The organism is Methylobacterium sp. BE186, from assembly GCF_031457035.1.
Taxonomy (GTDB): domain Bacteria; phylum Pseudomonadota; class Alphaproteobacteria; order Rhizobiales; family Beijerinckiaceae; genus Methylobacterium; species Methylobacterium segetis.
The window spans coordinates 1-17,978 of sequence record NZ_JAVDVV010000004.1; the positions used below are offsets into that span (position 1 = coordinate 1).

The 17,978-nt window shown below is 73.7% G+C and carries 15 protein-coding genes and 2 pseudogenes; 5 read left to right on the top strand and 12 right to left on the bottom strand.

The genetic code is table 11. From position 1 onward, the window contains the following. Window positions 1-134, bottom strand: a pseudogene (locus J2X36_RS05760) (oxalate/formate MFS antiporter); the annotation flags it as partial. 671 nt (window positions 135-805) lie between these two features. Between J2X36_RS05760 and J2X36_RS05765 the strand changes: the two are divergent. The 3 genes and pseudogenes from J2X36_RS05765 to J2X36_RS05770 all read left to right on the top strand — a co-directional run bounded on the left by J2X36_RS05765 (window position 806) and on the right by J2X36_RS05770 (window position 3,461). Then, window positions 806-1,039 carry a DUF6894 family protein gene (locus J2X36_RS05765; RefSeq protein WP_310347214.1) on the top strand — a complete coding sequence of 78 codons (234 nt, stop codon included), beginning with the start codon at window positions 806-808 and terminating at the stop codon, window positions 1,037-1,039. Window positions 1,040-1,328: 289 nt separating this feature from the next. Next, a pseudogene (locus tag J2X36_RS26835) lies at window positions 1,329-1,775 on the top strand (PAS domain-containing protein); the annotation flags it as partial. Window positions 1,776-1,784: 9 nt separating this feature from the next. Beyond that, entirely contained in the window at window positions 1,785-3,461 is a 1,677-nt protein-coding gene (locus J2X36_RS05770; protein ID WP_405029738.1) for an ATP-binding protein, read from the top strand. A gap of 19 nt (window positions 3,462-3,480) precedes the next feature. Here the strand turns inward: J2X36_RS05770 and J2X36_RS05775 are convergent, their stop codons facing one another. Further along, complete coding sequence (locus tag J2X36_RS05775; RefSeq protein WP_132256518.1) at window positions 3,481-4,983, bottom strand: exopolysaccharide biosynthesis polyprenyl glycosylphosphotransferase; 1,503 nt, start codon at window positions 4,981-4,983, stop codon at window positions 3,481-3,483. 292 nt (window positions 4,984-5,275) lie between these two features. Next, complete coding sequence (locus tag J2X36_RS05780; protein WP_310347218.1) at window positions 5,276-5,611, bottom strand: antibiotic biosynthesis monooxygenase; 336 nt, start codon at window positions 5,609-5,611, stop codon at window positions 5,276-5,278. Window positions 5,612-6,049: 438 nt separating this feature from the next. Here J2X36_RS05780 and J2X36_RS05785 point away from each other — a divergent pair, with 438 nt between their 5' ends. Further along, the gene (locus J2X36_RS05785; RefSeq protein WP_310347220.1) at window positions 6,050-6,451 is read left to right on the top strand and encodes a helix-turn-helix transcriptional regulator; all 402 of its coding nucleotides are present in this window, start codon (window positions 6,050-6,052) and stop codon (window positions 6,449-6,451) included. 35 nt (window positions 6,452-6,486) lie between these two features. Here the strand turns inward: J2X36_RS05785 and J2X36_RS05790 are convergent, their stop codons facing one another. From J2X36_RS05790 to cbiE, 4 genes are read right to left on the bottom strand one after another with little or no spacing between them, the layout of a single operon-like run. Further along, window positions 6,487-7,815, bottom strand: a complete 1,329-nt coding sequence (locus J2X36_RS05790; RefSeq protein WP_310347222.1) for a cobyrinate a,c-diamide synthase — start codon at window positions 7,813-7,815, stop codon at window positions 6,487-6,489. Then, window positions 7,812-8,588, bottom strand: a complete 777-nt coding sequence (cobM, locus tag J2X36_RS05795; RefSeq protein ID WP_310347223.1) for a precorrin-4 C(11)-methyltransferase — start codon at window positions 8,586-8,588, stop codon at window positions 7,812-7,814. The genes J2X36_RS05790 and cobM overlap by 4 nt, the downstream gene beginning before the upstream one ends. After that, window positions 8,585-9,004, bottom strand: coding sequence for a cobalamin biosynthesis protein (locus J2X36_RS05800; RefSeq protein ID WP_310347225.1), 420 nt, complete (start codon window positions 9,002-9,004; stop codon window positions 8,585-8,587). The genes cobM and J2X36_RS05800 overlap by 4 nt, the downstream gene beginning before the upstream one ends. Beyond that, on the bottom strand, window positions 8,983-10,263 hold the full coding sequence (cbiE, locus tag J2X36_RS05805; protein ID WP_310347227.1) for a precorrin-6y C5,15-methyltransferase (decarboxylating) subunit CbiE: 1,281 nt from the start codon (window positions 10,261-10,263) through the stop codon (window positions 8,983-8,985). Before cbiE ends, J2X36_RS05800 begins: the two co-directional genes overlap by 22 nt. On the opposite strand from cbiE, the gene J2X36_RS05810 reads away from it, so the two are divergent. After that, window positions 10,262-10,996, top strand: coding sequence for a cobalt-precorrin-6A reductase (locus J2X36_RS05810; RefSeq protein WP_132254748.1), 735 nt, complete (start codon window positions 10,262-10,264; stop codon window positions 10,994-10,996). The genes cbiE and J2X36_RS05810 overlap by 2 nt on opposite strands. Before the next feature lie 152 nt (window positions 10,997-11,148). Here J2X36_RS05810 and cobJ read toward each other — a convergent pair whose 3' ends face one another. Genes cobJ through cobN form a run of 5 tightly spaced genes read right to left on the bottom strand, consistent with a single transcriptional unit; the run spans window position 11,149 to window position 17,978 of the window. After that, window positions 11,149-11,913 (bottom strand): precorrin-3B C(17)-methyltransferase, encoded by a 765-nt coding sequence (cobJ, locus tag J2X36_RS05815; protein ID WP_310347230.1) that lies wholly within the window; start codon window positions 11,911-11,913, stop codon window positions 11,149-11,151. Beyond that, complete coding sequence (locus tag J2X36_RS05820) at window positions 11,910-12,695, bottom strand: precorrin-2 C(20)-methyltransferase (protein WP_132254750.1); 786 nt, start codon at window positions 12,693-12,695, stop codon at window positions 11,910-11,912. The genes cobJ and J2X36_RS05820 overlap by 4 nt, the downstream gene beginning before the upstream one ends. Next, window positions 12,695-13,327 carry a precorrin-8X methylmutase gene (locus tag J2X36_RS05825; RefSeq protein WP_132254751.1) on the bottom strand — a complete coding sequence of 211 codons (633 nt, stop codon included), beginning with the start codon at window positions 13,325-13,327 and terminating at the stop codon, window positions 12,695-12,697. Before J2X36_RS05825 ends, J2X36_RS05820 begins: the two co-directional genes overlap by 1 nt. A gap of 23 nt (window positions 13,328-13,350) precedes the next feature. Next, a complete protein-coding gene (gene cobG / locus J2X36_RS05830; RefSeq protein ID WP_310347233.1) occupies window positions 13,351-14,688 on the bottom strand; it encodes a precorrin-3B synthase in 1,338 nt (445 codons plus the stop codon). Next, complete coding sequence (gene cobN, locus J2X36_RS05835) at window positions 14,685-17,978, bottom strand: cobaltochelatase subunit CobN (protein WP_310347235.1); 3,294 nt, start codon at window positions 17,976-17,978, stop codon at window positions 14,685-14,687. Before cobN ends, cobG begins: the two co-directional genes overlap by 4 nt.

The window sequence follows — 17,978 nt, forward strand, 5'->3', positions numbered from 1 at the left end:
ATTTCCGGGACGAACAGGGTCCAGGCGTACTGGATGTTCGCGGCCGCCACCATGCAGGCGACGCCGAGAACGATTTGCAACCAGCGATTGGGTGACGGCTTCACCGCGGCGGGCGCGGCAACGGGCGTTACCATGGGCGTTCTCCCTCGTCCTTGACGGACATCTGACGGCTTGTTGGTTGGGGCGTACGCTAGTGCGACGCCGTCCTTGACAACGCCGAATCACAATCCCCTGCTGGGTGCGATATATGCATTATTTGGTATGCCAAGCACCATGGCAAGCAGAATAATGCTATTGGTGCGCTAGAAGGTCGGCCGATGCGGTTCCACGGGGGCTTGCCTGTGTGAAACGTTCCAGACCGCTAACCCAACCCATTCCGATCGAAGGGCCCAGGGTTCTGGAACCCCTTGCTCGTCGAGGTGACGGAACTCATTGGAATCGCCTGGCTCCCTGCCTTGCCGGCAGATGGCCTTGAAGGTCCGCAATGCCTTCGTCAGCGGTCGTTCATTGTTGACCGACCGAAGGGCTTCTCAGGGTCGCCAGCAGCCGCTCACGAATGGGTGCCACGCGTCAGATTTCGACGACTTGGTGCGGGCGGGTCGGGATGGCTCAGGGCCCATCGCGGCCCAGGGGCGAGCCCGGACCTCGAAAGAAGCGCGCGCCTGCGCCGGAATCCGCCGCCGCCCTTAAAGCATGCGATTGAACGAGGATCGACATCCCGGCATCGTCGGTCCATCGCCCGGTTCGAACTGGCCCACCAGCGACTGAGGGAGGTTTGTGCTCTCGCCTTCGACACGGAGAGTACATGCCGCGATTTTTCTTCGACACCTTCGATGGCCTCGTCGTTTTCGACGACGAAGGAACCGACTTGCCCGATCGCGCCGCCGCGCGCCGCCATGCGCATCGCGCCCTGTCCGACATGATGCAGAGCGCGCCCGACCGGGGATCGTCCGTCCAGTTTCGGGCCGATGTCCGCGACGCGCAGAACAGGCGCATCATGACGGCCACGATCAGCTTCGCGATCGACGAGACCGACTAGGCGGCGCGGCCTCGCCCTCGGCAGGCTGCGGGAACGCCCCACCGGAGCGGCCTCGATCTCGGACGCCGCGCGATCGCCCGTGTCCGGCGGCACCCCGCGTCCCCACGCTTCCGCCGATCCGGCGAATGGTGATGCGGTGTGCGGGCAACTCACTTGTCAGAGATTGAGTTACCGGCAATGCATTGCCCATGCTCCCGCGCGGAACCGTCATGCCCCCATCCGGCTTCGAGCCGCCGACGGTCGCCGGGCGGGCACGTGGCGGGAGCGGGCGAGCCCACGCCGCATGAGCATGGCTGACATCCTGCCGGGCGGCGGCCAGCTCGGCGCGATCGTCCGGTCCCATGACTGGGCCGCGACGCCGCTCGGCCCGATCGAGGGCTGGCCCCAGAGCCTGCGCTCCGCGGTCAGCACCGTGCTGCTGTCGCCCGTGCCGATCGTCCTGCTCTGGGGCGAGGACGGCATCATGATCTACAACGATGCCTATTCGGGCTTCGCGGGCGGGCGGCACCCGCAGCTCCTCGGCTCCAAGGTGCGCGAGGGCTGGCCCGAGGTCGCCGAGTTCAACGACAACGTGATGCGGGTGGGATTGGCCGGCGGCACGCTCGCCTACAAGGACCAGGAACTCACGCTGCATCGCTACGGCCGGCCGGAACCCGTCTGGATGAACCTCGACTACTCGCCCGTCCTCGACGAGGCCGGGCGGCCGGCCGGGGTGATCGCCGTCGTGGTCGAGACCACCGAGCGAGTGCTGGCCGCGCGGCAATTGCAGGAGAGCCAGGCGCTCGCCGACCTCTATGCCGACCGCATCCAGCTCGCCCTGTCGGCCGGCGCCATCATCGGAACCTGGGTCTGGGACCTGCCCCACGACCAGTTCACCGTCGACGAGGCCTTCGCCCGCAGCTTCGGGCTCGATCCCGCCCTCGGGCGGGTCGGGCTGAGCCTGGAGCAGGTGATCGCGACGGTCCACCCGGAGGACCGCCAGGGGCTCGTCGCGGCGATCAACGAGGTGGTCGCGCGCGGGGGCGCCTACGCCCACCAGTACCGGGTGCGGCGCAGCGACGGGAATTACTACTGGATCGAGGCGAACGGCCGCGTCGACCGCGCGCCGGACGGGACGCCGCTGAGATTTCCGGGCGTCCTCATCAACGTGGAGGACCGGCGCGCGGTCGAGGCCGAGCGCGACCGCGCCATCGTGGCCCTGCGCACCCTGAACGACACGCTGGAGCAGCGCGTCGCGGAGCGGACGGGCGAGCTGATGCGGGCCGAGGAGGCCCTGCGGCAATCCCAGAAGATGGAGGCGGTGGGCCAGCTGACGGGCGGGGTGGCGCACGACTTCAACAACATGCTGACCATCATCCGCTCGTCGGTGGATTTCCTGCGCCGGCCCGAACTGCCGGAGGCGCGCAAGGCGCGCTACCTCGACGCGGTCTCGGAGACGGTCGACCGCGCGGCCAAGCTGACGGGCCAGCTCCTCGCCTTCGCCCGGCGGCAGGCGCTGAAGCCCGAGGTGTTCGACGTGGGCGCCAAGCTGCGCGGCATCGCCGACATGCTCGACACCGTGACCGGGGCGCGGATCCGCGTCGTGACGCAGGTGCCGGACGAGCCGAGCTTCATCCGGGCCGACCTCAGCCAGTTCGAGACGGCGCTCGTGAACATCGCGGTGAACGCCCGCGACGCCATGGAGGGCGAGGGCACGCTGACGCTGCGCCTGACCTCGGGCAGCGCCATGCCGCCGATCCGCGGCCATGCCGGCTCGCAGAACGCCTTCGCGGCCCTGTCCCTGACCGATACGGGGGCGGGCATCGCGCCGGACCAGCTCGGGCGGATCTTCGAGCCGTTCTTCACCACCAAGGAGGTCGGCAAGGGCACCGGCCTCGGCCTGAGCCAGGTGTTCGGCTTCGCCAAGCAATCGGGCGGGGACGTGGACGTGCGCAGCAGGCCGAGGGAGGGCACCACCTTCACCCTCTACCTGCCCGAGATCACGGTCGAGGGGCAGCCCGAGCGCCCGGCGGAGGACGCGAGCAGCCTCGCGCCGGTGGGCGCCGGGCAGCGCGTCCTCGTGGTCGAGGACAATCTCGAGGTCGGGCGGTTCTGCACGCAGATCCTGCAGGATCTCGGCTACGAGACCGATTGGGCCGTCAATGCCGAGGAGGCGCTGACGAAGCTCGGCGAGGATGGCGCCGGGTTCGAGGTCGTGTTCTCGGACGTGGTGATGCCGGGCATGGGCGGCATCGCGCTGGCCCGGGACCTACAGCGCCGGCTGCCGGATCTGCCCGTGGTCCTGGCCTCCGGCTACAGCCACGTGCTGGCGCAGGACGGGGCCCACGGCTTCGAGCTCCTGCACAAGCCCTACTCGGCCGAGCAGCTCTCGACGGTGCTGCGCCACGTGACGGCGCGCAGGCTCCGGCGCGGGCGCGCCTGAGCCCGCACCCCCGCGGGGCTCAGAACGCGTTGCGGTAGGCGCGGGGCGAGATCACCGTCTGGACGATGATCTGGATGTCGAACCAGATCGACCAATTGTCGATGTAGTGGAGATCGTGGGCGACGCGCCGCTCCATGTCGAGGTCGGTCAGGGTCTCGCCGCGCAGGCCGTTCACCTGCGCCCAGCCCGTGATGCCCGGCTTCACGTTGTGGCGGCGGGCGTAGAGCGCGATCCGCCGCTCGAAGCTCCGGTCATGGGCGAGCGCGTGCGGGCGGGGACCGACCAGCGACATCTCGCCGAGCACGACGTTGAAGAGCTGGGGCAATTCGTCGATGTTCGAGCGGCGCAGCATCGCGCCGATCCGGGTGATGCGGGAATCGTTGCGCGTCGCCTGACGGAAGCCCGCATTCTCCTCGACCTTCATGCTGCGGAACTTGAAGACGTCGAAGGGCTGCTGGTTGAAGCCGTAGCGGCGCTGCCGGAAGAAGACCGGCCCGGGGCTGTCGAGCTTGATCAGCACCGCGACCGCCGCCAGCAGCGGCGCCAGCATCACGAGGGCGGTCAGCGACAGCGCGAGGTCGAAGGCGCGCTTGATCAGGATCTCGCCGAGATTGAGCGGGCGGCGCCCGATATTGATGCCGGACAGGCGGCCGACCCGGGCGATCTGCAGGTCGGGGAAGCGGTCGAGGACCGGCCCCGGCCGCAGATGCAGGGCGGAGGGCACGCGCAGGAAGGCGTCGATGCAGCGCTCGACCTCGGCGTTGTCGGTCCAGGGCACGAGGATGAAGACGTCGTCCGGGCGCAGGAAGCGCACAACGGAGACGGCGAGGTCGAGATCCTCCGAGAGCTGCGCTTGGCGCGCGGCCTCGTCGAGCCCCGTGTCGACGCGGCGCAGGTAGCTCGTGCCGATGACGCGCAGGCCCAGGGCCTCGGCATCGTTGCTCGCGTAGAAGCGCGCGATGTCCTCCTCGAAGCCGACGAGGTGCACGCGGCTGACCGAGGCCGAGGCCGGGGTGATGCCGCGGCGCACCAGCGCGATCATCGCCGCCCGCACGCTCAGCATCACGGGCAGGCCGAGCACGAACAGGGTGACGGTGACGACGCGGGAGAAGTCGGTCGTGGTCTTGGTGGCGAAGCCGAAGACGAGGACGACCGCCCAGGCGACGAGCCAGAGCGTGGCCGCCCGGCGCAGGTGCGGGCGCTGCGCCAGCGAGGTCTCGATGCTGTATTCCTCGCGCACGAGGTTGGTGAGCAGCACGATGAGGGCGACGAGGCCCGCGATGCGCAGGCTGCGGATCTCGGAACCCGGGATCAGCGTCCCCGCATGGGCGAAGTAGTAGGTCGCCTCGATGAGCAGGCCAAGGCCGCAGATCGTGAGCACGTCCGCCACCGCGACGGTGGCCGAGATCCCGAGGCGGAAGGCGGCGCGGCTGCGGCGCGGCAGCAGGGCCGACCAGACGTGCCGGCGCCCGCCGGGAGAGCGGACGCTCTGGTAAGTCTCGGGAAGTCGATCCTGAAACATCGGGCGCTCTGTTCCGTCGTGAACCACGCTTCGTCCCGGACTGATACGGATCTCGCCGCGGCCCGGGTGCTCGGGCCTGACCGAGCAACCTTCGGACCTCGGACCGACCCGTCCGGATCGATTGCGCCCAATTAAAATTTGCGCTTACGGGTTGCCTGCACGCCGCGCAAGGCGCGGCGCCGCGGGGATACGGGCCCGGCGCCCGCCGGGTTTCGATCTCCGGTTGTATTTTGGATTGAGTGGTGCGCCGGCGCACGTCGGGGCGGGGCCTCGACCTGCGCGGGGCTGCTCCTCAGGCCGCGTCAGCCGCGCCCGCGGGTGAGACGGTCTGGATCGTCTCGAAGCCCTCGAATTGCGGGTGGCCGAGATAGAGCGGCTTGGTGGTCGGCACCCGGCTGTGGGCCTTGCGGAACTGCTCGGAGCGCGTCCAGGCCTCGAAATCGGCCCGCGAGCGCCAGATCGTGTGCGAGGCGTAGAGGAAGTGGTCCTCCTGCTCGGGGCCGCGCAGGAGCTGGAACTCGACGAAGCCCGCCATCTCGCCGAGGTGGCTGTCGCGCCCGAGCCAGACCTGCTCGAATTCCTGGGTCGCGTCCTTGACCACCTTGAAGCGGTTCATGGCAATGAACATGCGGGGCTCCTGTCGCTGGAAAGTCCGAAGACCGGAACATCCGGTCTCGCTCGGGCGGGAATCCTATCCCCTGTCTTCGGGCGCGCGAAATCGGGCGCCTCGCCGCAAGTGCGTGAATTGCGCATCACTGATCAGTGACTCCGTACTTCTCGCCTCGCAAAAGGTCTGAAGGCCCCGGAGCACGACTTGCAATTTCCCCGGCCTTCGTGGTCAAGTTGTTGCTAAGGCAACCTTCTGGTACGCCGAGACGCCGCCACGACCTGCACGCGCTCGTGATTTGGTCGGGCCGCCGCGCGAGGGGAATATCCGGCCACGGTCCTCCGTCGCCGCCGGCCCGTCCCGCGGGTCTCGGAACCCGAAGGCCGCCGTTGAAAAAAGCTCGTCTCGCCGGAGGTCCGGCGGCGAGCGAGCGATCAGGAAGAAGGACCACGTTGAACGATGATGCCTAAGCAGACCACCGACGTGGACCGCCTTGTCGGTCTCCGCATCACGGCCTTGCGCAAGGCCCGCGGCATGAGCCAGACGGCGCTCGGCACGGCCGTGGGCGTGACCTTCCAGCAGGTGCAGAAATACGAGAAGGGCCAGAACCGCGTCGGCGCGGGCCGCCTCCGCGAGATCGCCCGCCTTCTCGAGGTGCCGGTCTCCGCCTTATTCGAGGAGAGCGACGCGGCCGGCCAGGCGCAGGAGGACGTGTTCGGCTTCCTCAGCGCCCACGGCGCGATCGAGCTGCTGCGCGCCTACGCCGCGATCCGGGACGACCAGCTGCGCCGCGACGTGCTCGCCATCGTCCGCACGGCCTCCCGGCTCGGCCACGCGCCGGCCACCGAGGGCACGGCCTGACCGGACGCGGGCGGCCTTCCGCGGGCTGACGCCGCTCAGCCCGCCGCGCGGCTCGAGATCAGGTGGAAGAAGCTGCCGGTGACCCGGCCCCTGCGGTGCCCGGCGAGGCCGAGGGGCCTGCCCTCGGCATCCGTGACCTCGGCCAGGGCGAGGTCGGCGCCGGGAGGCTCCGTCAACTCGCTCGCGTAGTGGAACTCGTGCCCGACGAGGCGCGTCCCGGCCGGGCCGAGCAGGCCGTCCGCGACGAGCCGCGCGACCCGGTACCCGAGATGGAGCTTGCGCGCCTTGTAGGAGGTCGCGACCGGCAGGAGACCCGCCATGGCGTGGGTCTGCCCGGCGGCGTCCTCCAGGCTCTGCCCCAGCACCATGTAGCCGCCGCACTCGCCGTGAACCGGCTTCTCCGCCGCGAAACGCCGCACGCCGTCGAGGAAGCGGCCCGCCGCGGCGAGGCGCCCCGCATGGAGCTCCGGGTAGCCACCGGGCAGCCAGCAGGCTTCGCAGGTCTCCGGCGGCGCCTCGTCGGCGAGCGGCGAGAAAGGCACGATCTCGGCCCCCATCGCCCGCCAGCCCGCCGCCATGTGCGGGTAGAGGAAGGTGAACGCCTCGTCGGAGGCGACGGCGACGCGCTGCCCCGGCGGGCGCGGCAGCCCATCCCCGTCCCCGGCGGGCGGCCCGGCGCCGCCGGCCAGCGCCCGGATCGCGTCTAGGTCGAGCCCGGCTTCCGCGAGATCCGCAAGCCGGTCGAGGCGCGCCTCGAGATCCTGGGTCTCCCGCGCCTGGACGAGGCCGAGATGCCGCTCGGGCAGGACGAGGCTCGCGTCGCGGGCGAGCGCGCCGAGCACCGGCATCCCGATCCGGGCAAGCCCCGCCTCGACGAGGCGGCGGTGGCGCGGGCTCGCGACCTTGTTCAGCACCACGCCCGCGACCCGCACCCGCGCATCGTAGCGGGCGCAGCCGAGGGCGATTGCGGCGGCCGATTGCGCCGCGCCCGAGACGTCGAGGACGAGGAGGACGGGCCAGCCGTAGCGGGCGGCGATGTCGGCATTGGCACCCGTGCGGCCCTCGCCCGCCACGATCCCGTCGAACAGGCCCATCGAGCCCTCGGCGATCACGAGGTCGGCACCCTGGGCGGCGATTCGCCCGACCGCGTCGAGGAGGCCGTCCTCCATCGCGAAACTGTCGAGGTTGACGCTCGGATGGCCGGTCGCGGCCTGGTGGAAGGCCGGGTCGATGTAGTCCGGCCCGCATTTCGCGCCGCGCACCGCCACGCCACGCCGGGCGAGCGCGCGCATCAGCGCGAGGGTCACGGTGGTCTTGCCCGAGCCCGAGCGCGGGGCGGCGACGAGGAGGCCGGGCGCGCTCATGCGGGCGGCAGGCCCGCGCCGGTCGGGCGGAAGCGGCGGTCGTAGCCCTTCGCGTAGAGGGCGCTCTCGCGGAAGTCGTGCGCCGCGAGCGCCGGCCCGACGAGGATCAGCGCCGTACGCTCCAGCCCCGCCTCCGCGACGGAAGCCGCGAGGGTGGCGAGGCTCCCGGTGATCACGTGCTCGTCCGGCCAGGTCGCGCGGAACACCACGGCGGCGGGGCAATCCGGCCCGTAGAAGGGGGTCAGCTCGGCGACGACCTGTTCGGTGACATGGATCGAGAGGTGGAGCGCGAGCGTCGCCCCCGTCGCCGCGAAGGCCGCGAGCGTCTCCCGCTCCGGCATGGCGCTGGCGCGGCCCGAGGTGCGGGTCAGGACGACGGATTGGGCGAAGCCCGGCACGGTGAGTTCCCGCCGGAGCAGGGCCGCGGCCGCGGCGAAGGCGGGCACGCCCGGCGTCACCGTGTAGGGGATGCCGGCCGCGTCGAGGCGGCGCGTCTGCTCGGCGAGGGCGCTCCAGATCGAGAGGTCGCCGGAATGCAGCCGGGCGACGTCCTGGCCCGCCGCGTGGGCCTCGGCGCAGGCGGCCACGATCGCGTCGAGGTCGAGGGGCGCGGTGTCGAGGATGCGGGCGCCCGGCGGGCACCAGCGCAGGATCTCGGGCGCGACGAGGGAGCCCGCGTAGAGGCAGACGGGGCAGGCGGCGATGAGATCGCGGCCGCGCACCGTGATGAGGTCGGCGGCACCGGGGCCGGCGCCGATGAAGTGAACGGTCATGGGGACGGGCTCGGGACGGCGAGCGCGCAGGTGGCGCCGGCGCTGGCGATGCGGGGAAGGGCGAGGCGGGAATCGGGACCGGCGATCGCGAGCGCCGCCGCCTCGGCCAGCGAGCCGACGCCGCGCAGGCGTTCGATGCGGGGGGAGCGGGTCAGCACCCGGGCATCCGCGGCGGCGAGGGCTTCCGGCGACACCGGCGTCGGCGCGAGCGCGAAGGCGCGCGCCGCCTCGCGCAGGGCCGGCTCCGCCGCCCGGTCCTCGGCCGTGCCGATGGCGGCGAGGCGGGGCGCATCCGTCCCGGCCTCGGCGAGCGCGCGGCGCAGCAGGGCGACGATCTCGGCGGGCTCCGTCCCGCGGCGGAACCCGATGCCGGCGACGAGGGGAGGGGCCTCGGTCACGGCTTCGTCCAGACCCACTGGGTGACCGGCATGGCCGCGCGCCATCCATGCATCCCGCCGACCGGATCGGCCCGGGCGACCGAGAGGCGCCGCAGGGCGCCCCCCCCGTTTGCGAAGGCGGCGAGCAGTGCCGCCTCGCCTTCGAGCGTCACCGCGTTGGCGACGAGGCGCCCGCCCGCGGGCAGGCAAGCGGCGGCGCGGGCCAGCAGCCCCGGCTCCGAGACGCCGCCGCCCACGAAGACCGCGTCCGGCGCCGGCAATCCGTCGAGGGCGGCGGGGGCGGCGCCCTCCACCACCGCGAGGTCGGGCACGCCGAGCGCCTCGGCGTTGCGGCGGATGCGGGCGGCACGGTCGGGGCGGATCTCGACGGCCACCGCCCGCATGGCGGGATGGCGCAGCATCCACTCGATCGCGACGGAGCCGGCGCCGCCGCCGATATCCCAGAGCCGTTCGCCGAGGCGGGGCCGGAGCGCCGCCAGCGTCACCGCGCGGATCTCCGCCTTGGTGAGCTGCCCGTCATTCTCGAAGAACGCGTCGTCGAGGCCGGGGGCGAGCGGCAGCACCCGGGCGTCGGAGGCCGCAAGGACCTCGATCGCGAGGGTGTTGAGCGGGTCGATCCCGTCGAGCCCGAAGCCCTCGGCCGTGGCGCTGCGGATTCGCTCGCGCGGCCCGCCCATCGCCTCAAGCACAGCCAGGCGCGAGGCGCCGAACCCGCGCTCGGCCATCAGGGCCGCGACGCGGCCCGGCGTCGTCTCGTCCCAGGACAGGACGAGGAGGCGGGCGCCCGGCTGGAGATGGGGCAGGATGCGCGTCAGCGCGCGGCCGTGCAGCGTCAGGCAGGCGCATTCGGCCAGCGGCCAGCCGAGGCGGGCGCAGGCGAGGCTGAAGGCGGAGGGCTGCGGGAAGGCCCGGATCTCGCCGGGCGGCACGAGGCGCGCGATCTCGGCGCCGATGCCGAAGTGGAACGGGTCGCCGGTGGCGAGGATGCAGGTCGGCTCGCCGCGGCGTGCCAGGATCGCGTCGTAGGCCCCCGCGAAGGGGCTCGGCCAGGGGCGCGCCTCGCCGGAGAGGGGGGCGGCGAGGGCGAGGTGGCGCCGGCCGCCATAGACGACGTGGGCCGCGTCGAGGGCGGCGCTCGCGGCCGGAGAGAGCCCGGCGCGGCCGTCCTCCCCGATCCCGACGATCGACAGCCAGGGCTCGCGCGACAGGCAGGGCTCGCGCGACGGCCAGGGCTCGCGGCTCGACTCCGGCGCGGGGCTAGCGGAGAAGGCTGCCATGCGCATCCTCATCCTCGGAGGCACGGGCGAGGCGAGCGCCCTGGTGCGGGGCCTCGCCGGCTCCGGCCACGCCGTCACCCTGTCGCTCGCCGGCCGCACCGCCGCGCCGAAGCCCGAGGCGGTGCCGACCCGCATCGGCGGCTTCGGCGGCCCGGAGGGGCTTGCCCGCTATCTGACGGAGAACGGCGTCGATCGCCTCGTCGACGCCACACACCCCTTCGCCGCGCGGATCTCGCGCAACGCCGCCGAGGCGGCGGCGATGGCCGGGGTGCCCCTGCTCGCGATCCGGCGCCCGCCCTGGGAAAGGCAGGCGGCCGACGCTTGGCGCGAGGTCGGGAGCGTGCCCGAGGCCGTGGCGGCTCTGGGCGAAGCGCCCCTGCGCGCCTTCCTCACGGTCGGCCGTCAGGAACTCGCCGCCTTCGCGGCGGCCCCCCAGCACGATTACGTGGTCCGCGCGATCGAGCCGGTGGCCGACGTGCTGCGGGTGCCGCACCTGACAGCGATTACCGCGCGCGGCCCCTTCGACGCGTCTGCCGAGGCCGCGTTCCTGCGCGGCTCCGCCATCGACGTGCTGGTGAGCAAGAATTCCGGTGGTGAGGCCACCTACGGCAAGATCGCGGCGGCGCGCGACCTCGGCATCCCGGTCGTGATGGTCCGCCGCCCGGACAAGCCCGACGTGCCGGCCGTGGCGGATCCGGAGGCCGCGCTGAGGGCGCTTCTCGGCGGGGCGTGAGGCGCGCCTCACCTCTCCCGTCCGGGAGAGGTCGAGTCCGCAGGATGCGGACCGGGCGAGGGGGACAGGTCTTTCCGGAGAGGGCGCATCCCTCACCCCAACCCTCTCCCGAACGGGAGAGGGGGCGCGGCGCGATGCGTGCGCGGGCGCCATCACCGCCCCGCCGGCACGCTGCGCGGCGTGTAGAGGAACGGGCGCTCGCCCGGCCCACGCGGGATCAGCCGCGTGCCCGAGGCGCCGATGATCACGAGCGTCGCCATGTCGGCGGGCGCCTCCCGGGCCTGCGCCAGCGTCATCACGCGGAGGGTCTCGTCCGGCCGGGTCACGGCGCGGGCGAAGGCGACGGGGGTCTCGGGGGCGCGGATCTCCAGGGCGAGGCCGAGGGCCGCGCCGAGCTGCCAGGGGCGGGCCGAGGAGATCGGGTTGTAGAGGGCGACGACGAGGTCGGCCCGCAGCACCGCCTCGAGGCGCGCGGTCACGACGTCCCAGGGCTTCAGGTTGTCGGAGAGCGAGAGCGCGCAGAAATCGCCGCCCATCGGCGCGCCGAGGCGGGCGGCGGCGGCCAGCATCGCCGTGATGCCGGGCTCGACCGTGATGGCGAGCCTCCGCCAGGCGGGGTCGCCCTGCTCGACCGCCTCGAAGAGAGCGGCGGCCATCGCGAAGACGCCCGGATCGCCGCCCGAGACCACGGCGACGTGGTGTCCTTCCGCAGCGAGCATCAGGGCGTGGCGGGCGCGGTCAACCTCGACGCGGTTGTCGCTCGGGTGGCGGGTCAGGCCCGCACGCTCGGGCACGCGGGCGACGTAGGGGATGTAGCCGATCAGGTCCGTCGCCCGGTCCAGGGCGGCCTGGGCCGCCGGGGTGACGAGGCTCCCGTCTCCGGGTCCGAGGCCGACGATCGCGACGCTGCCGCTCACGGCCGCCGTCCCTCGCCGGGCACGAGCACCATCGAGAAGTAGGGCGCCTCGTCGTCGGGCTTCTGGGCGAGGGGGATCACCTTCTCGCCCGCCATGGTGCCGCGCTCGACATAGACCGCCCGGTCGAGGAGCCCGGCCTCGGCCAGAGCCGCGCGCACCTTCGGCAGGTGGCGGCCGAGCTTCATCACCACGGCCGCGTCCGTGCCGCGCAGGCGCTCGGCCAGCGCCGCGTGCGGCAGCGTCGCGGGCAGCACGGTGAGCACGTCGTCGCCCCAGGTGATCGGCGTGCCGGCCCGCGTCCAGCAGCCGGACATGCCGGTGACGCCGGGCACCACCTCGACGGGGAAGCGATCCTTCAGGCGCCGCCAGAGGTGCATGAAGGAGCCGTAGAAGAACGGGTCGCCCTCGGACAGGATCGCGACGTCGCGGCCCGCGCCGAGATGGTCGGCGAGCCGGGCGGCCGCGTCGTCGTAGAACCCCGCCAGCGCCGAGACGTAGGTCGCGTCCTCCGGGGCGAGTTCCGTCGTGTAGGGGTAGACGAGGGGAAATTCCCGGGCCGGGTCGCGCAGGATCGCGTCCGCGATGGTGCGGGCATTGCCGCGCCGGCCCTTCTTGCAGAAATGGACGAGCACCGGCGCCCGCTCCAGCACGCGCACGGCGCGCACCGTCAGGTAGTCCGGATCGCCCGGGCCCATGCCGACGCCGTAGAGGGTGCCGGTCGTCACGCGGGCGGGCGCCTCGGGGGCGGGCCCGTCGGCGAACAGGCTGTCGCGCGCGTCCATCACTCGACCTCGCAGGCGAGCGCGTTCACCGCCGCCGCCGTCATGGCGCTGCCGCCGCGGCGGCCGTGCACCACGACGAAGGGCACGCGCCCGTCGCGCGCCAGCGCCTCCTTCGACTCGGCGGCGCCGACGAAGCCGACCGGGATGCCGATCACCGCAGCCGGAGGCGTCACGCCCTCGTCGAGCAGCTCGAGGAGCCGGAACAGGGCGGTCGGCGCGTTGCCCACGGCGACGACGCTGCCGGGCAGGTGCTCGCGCCACAATTCCATCGCGGCCGCCGAGCGGGTGGTGCCGGCCTCGGCCGCGAGGCCGGGGACGCGCGGATCGCCGAGGGTGCAGAGGACGGGATTGTTCGCCGGCAGCCGGGCGCGGGTGACGCCGTCGGCGACCATGCGCACGTCGCACAGGATGGGGGCGCCGGCCTTCAGCGCCGCCTCGCCGGCGGCCGCGAAATCCTCCGACATCTCCACGTCGGCGGGCAGGTCGGTCATGCCGCAGGCGTGGATCATGCGCACCACGACGCGCTCGGCCGCGCCGCGGAAGCGGGCGAGGTCGGCCTCGGCGCGGATCATCGCGAAGGAGCGGGCGTAGATGGCCTGCCCGTCGCGCAGGTAGTCGAGGCGCGAACTCATCGGTCGGAACTCATCGGTCGAATTTATGGGTCGGAATTTGTGGGTCGGGTGTCGAAGGCGCGCTGGAGAGGCTCGGCGGAATCCGCCCTCCTTACGCGTTCGAGCGCCGCCTCGAAAGTCAGTTGGATCGCCGGCTCATCGCCGGGCGCCCCGTTCAGGACGATGCCGTAGCGCCCGTCGGCCCCGACGAGGGTGAGGTCGGCGGGAGCGGGCCGGGCGCAGCCCTTGGCGCAGCCGGAGACGTGGGCGTTCAGGCCGCGGCTCGCGAAGGCCCTGAAGGCCTCGGCGAGGCGGGCGGCGTCGGCGGGCGCCGGCGTGGAGCCCGAGGCGCAGGCGGGCGCGCCGGGGCAGGCGGCGACGGACCGCCGCGGATCGTCGGGTGCGACCACGAATCCGGCGGCGGCGAGGTCGGCGAGCGCCCGCGTGCCCGAGGCGGGATCGGGCGCGCTCAGAACGAAGCCGCGCGTCGAGGAGAGGCGGATCTCGGGCGTGCCGAGAGCGTCGGCAATCCGCGCCAGCGCGTCGAGGGCGGCGGCGTCGCAGCGGCCGAAGGGCGCCTCGGCGGCGAGGATTGCAAGGGACGGGGAGAGGACGTGAAGGCCCGCCGGAGGCGGCATTCCGCGCTGCCCGGCCAGGGCACCGTTCGGCACGACGGACCCCCTCTCCCGGACTGGGGAGGGGGGGCGCCCTGCAAATAGGAAGCGGCGCGCCTCATCCGAGAGGTCGCGCACGCGGCGCTGGCCCGTGCGGGCGAAGGCGGCGAGGAGATAGGCCACCGCGCCGGCCGCCTCCGCCTCGGAGACCTCGCCGATCCGGTCCGGCCCGTCCGCGGTCGCGAGGGCGAGCGCGATCTCTCCGCGGCCCTCGGCGCGCAGGGCGATGTCGGCCTCGGCCTCACCCGGCCCGAAGCGGCCGCCGCCGTGGAGGCTCACCAGGGTCTTGGCCGGCAGCCCGGCGATGGCGCGGCCCGCCGCCTCGATGTCCCGCGCCAGCGCCGGCACGTCGATCAGCTCCGCGGGATCGAGGCCGGCCAGCGGGCTCGCGAGCGTCAGCCGCTGCGGGCCGCCATCCGGCCGCGCGTCGCCGAGGCCGGCGGCGTCGAGCCGGGCCGCGAGATCCCCGCGCGTCGCCTCCGTGACGCCGCGGACCTGCAGGTTGGCGCGGGCGGTCACGTCGATATGCCCGTTGCCGAAGCGGCGGGCGGCCTTGGCGACGTTGCGCAGCTGTTCGAGCGTCAGGACGCCGCCCGCGGGATGGATGCGGGCGAGGAGGCCGTCGCCGGTCGGCATCGGCCGGGCGAGGCCGGGGCACCAGCCGCGGCGGGAGGGGGCCTCGGGAAGGGCGCGCCGGGGCAGGCTCATTCGGCGGCCTCCGGCATCAGCGCGTCGGGGGGAATCGCGTTGCGGCGGCTCAGCCAGAGGCCGCGGCGGCGCGCGTCCTCGAACCGCTCCAGGATCGCCCGCGTCGCCGGAGGGTTTGCCGCCGCGATCCGCTCGAAGGTCTCGGGATCGGCGATCCAGGCGCCGTAGAGGTGGTCGAGGTCGCTGCCGCGCACCGCGTCGGTCGTGGCGGCGAGGACGAACAGGGCGTCGATTCCCTGCGCCAGCTCCTGCACGCCCCGGTAGCCGTGGCGGAGCTGGGCGGCGATCCAGCGCGGGTTGGCGAGGCGCCCGCGGATCAGACGGGCCACGTCCTCGCGGGCGGTGCGGGCCTTGGGCGCCTCGGGGTCGGCGACGTCGAGGCTGTAGAGGGCGGGGCTCGCGCCCCCCGCCTCCGCCGCCGCCGCGAAGCCGCCCATCGCGTCGGCGCCCGCGTCGCCGTCGAGGAGGTCGCGCTCGGCCACGTCGAAGGCGTGGACGTAGGCGTCGGCCCGCGCCACCCGCTCGGCGAAGCTCGCATCCGCGCCTTCCGCGTCGCCGTAGGCGTGCGAGGTCGCGGCGAGGTAGGCGGCGCCGAGATCGGCCCGCGTCTCCCAGGCGCCGTCGAGGGCGGTGCCGGCCGCGCCCGCCCCGTAGCGGCCGGGCGCGGCGCCGAAGACGCGGGATGTCGCCTCGCCGCGGCGGCGGGCGGCGGCGAGCGGGTTCTCGGATTCCTCCTCCCCGTCGCGGGCGGCCACCGCGCGGGCCGCCCGGTCGAGGAGCGCCAGCGTCTCCGGGAAGGTGTCGCGGAAGGCGCCGGAGACGCGCAGGGTCACGTCGATGCGCGGCCGGTCGAGCAGGGCGAGCGGCAGCACCTCGAAGCCGGTGACCCGGGTCGTGGCGTGGTCCCAGACCGGGCGGACGCCCATCAGTGAGAGGGCGTGGGCGACGTCCTCGCCGCCTGTGCGCAGGGTCGGCGAGGCCCAGAGGTCCATGACGATGCGGGCCGGGTACTCGCCCTCGTCCTGCAGGTAGCGGCGCACCACGGCATCGGCCGCCTTGGCGCCGAGCGTCGCGGCGGCCCGCGTCGGCAGGGCGCGCGGGTCGAGGGTGGTGAGGTTGCGCCCCGTGGGCATCACGTCGGTCCGCCCGCGCGAGGGCGAGCCGGCGGGACCCGGCGGCACGAACCGCCCGTCGAGGGCCGCGAGAAGGCCCTGCCGCTCGGCCTCGGCGCAGGCGCGGCGGCCCGCATCGGCGTCTTCGGGCGCGCGCCCGAAGACGTGGAAGCCGTCGCGGAAGGCGGTCTCGGCGAGGTCGCAGAGATGCGCGTCGAGGGCGGTGAGCGCGTCCGTGATCGGCGTGTCGGCCGCGATGCCGGCGCCGTCGAGGAGGCCCGCCGCTTCGGCATCGTCCAGGATCGCCCGCGCGATGAGCGCGGCCCGGCGCGGATCGAGCACGCTCGCGGACGCGTATTCCTCCACGAGCTCGCGCAGGCGCGCCGCGTCCGGGGCGAGCTCGGCCCGCTCCACGCGCGGCGTCAGGTGGCCGAGGGCGATGCCGCCGAGGCGCCGCTTCAGGGGTGCGGCCTCGCCCGGATCGTCCACGATGAACGGGTAGATCACGGGCAGCGCGCCGACGGCGAGGGCCGGCCAGCATTCCGGACCGAGGGCGACGGCCTTGCCGGGCAGCCATTCCGTGGTGCCGTGGGTGCCGAGATGAATCAGCGCGTCGAAGCGGGTCCGCAGGCCGAGATGGAAGGCGAGGTAGGCGTGGGTCGGCGGCGCGTCCGGGTCGTGATAGCCGGCCTTGCGGTCCTCGCCCCGGCCGCGGTCCGGCTGGAGGAAGATCGAGAGGGGACCCGCGGCCGACCGGAAGCGGAAGGCCCCGTCGATGAGTGCGGGATCGCTCTCCGGCGCTCCCCAGCGGGCGTTCAGGGCTTCGCGCGCCTCTGCCGGCAGGGTCGCGAGCCACGCCCGGTAATCGTCGAGGGACACCGCGAACCCGGCCGCGCCCTCCGTGAGGGTCCGCAACAGGCCGCCGGCCTCCGGCAGCGACCCGATCGCGTAGCCGGCCTCCGCCAGATCCGCCGCGATGGCGCGGGCGCTCGCTTCCGTGTCGAGCCCGACTGCGAAGCCGGCCCGGCCGCCGCGGGCGGGATAGTCCGAGAGCACCATCGCGAGCCGCCGCTCCGCGCGTGGCGTCCGCGCGAGCCGGATCCAGGCGGCGGCCCGGTCGGCGAGGGCCGCGATGCCCTCCGGGTCGGGGATCGCGCGACGCTCGGCATAGCCCTCGACCTCGGGGAATTCCTCCTTGAACGAGACGGGGAAGCCCGAGAGCCGGCCGTCGAATTCGGGCAGCGCCACCTGCATGGCGAGGTCGGCGGCGTTCATGCCGCGCGCCGAGGCCGCCCAGGCGGCGCGGGGGCTGCCGATCGTGAAGGCCTGCAGCACCGGGCAATCGGCCGCGTCGAGGGGGAAGGCCGCGTCCTCCCGCGCCGAGAAGGCGGTCGCCGCCACGACGAGGTCGGGCCGGCGTGCGGCGATCAGGGCGCGCACCGGCTCCAACGCGGCCGGGTCCTTCAGGCTCGACACCGCGACGACGGCGCTGCCGACTCCCCGCGCCCGCAGGGCCGCCGCGAGCGCCGCGACCGGGGCCGTGTCGCCCCCGAGAATGGCGGAGCGATAGACGAGGAGGAGCGCCATCGGTGCTCCCGCCGCCGCGAGGGCGGTTTCGACGGAGACCGGCCCGCAGCCGGGGCACCACGCGAAGCCCCGCGGCAGCGGTTCCGGCGGCTCGACCGCGGCCGGCTCGCCGATCTCGGAGGCCAGCCGCCCGAGCATCCGGCGCAGGTTGTCAGGGCCGCCGGCGCGGAAATAGGCATCGAGATCGGCCGCGAGGCCGGGCACCGTGGAATAGGCGTCGAGGCGCGAATCCGGCCGGTCGTCGCCGGGCAGCACCGCGAGCTTGACCCCTCGCGCCCGCGCCGCGGCGTAGGCCCGCTCCACGCCGTAGCGCCAGTAATCGAGGCCGCCGAGGCAGCGGATCACGACGATCCTCGCGCGGGCGACCACGCCGTCGACGTAGAGGTCCACCGACATCGGGTGGCGCAGGCGCGCGAGCTTGGCGAGCCGCAGGGAGGGCCCGCCCGCTCCTCCCGCGGCGTGCGCGGCCGCGACGCCCGCGAGGTCGGAATCGGTGAAGGAGAGGAAGACGATGTCGCCCGGCGCCTGCCCGAGATCGACGGCCGCCTCGCCCTCGTCGAGGGAGACCGTATCGATGCGGACGAGGTGCAT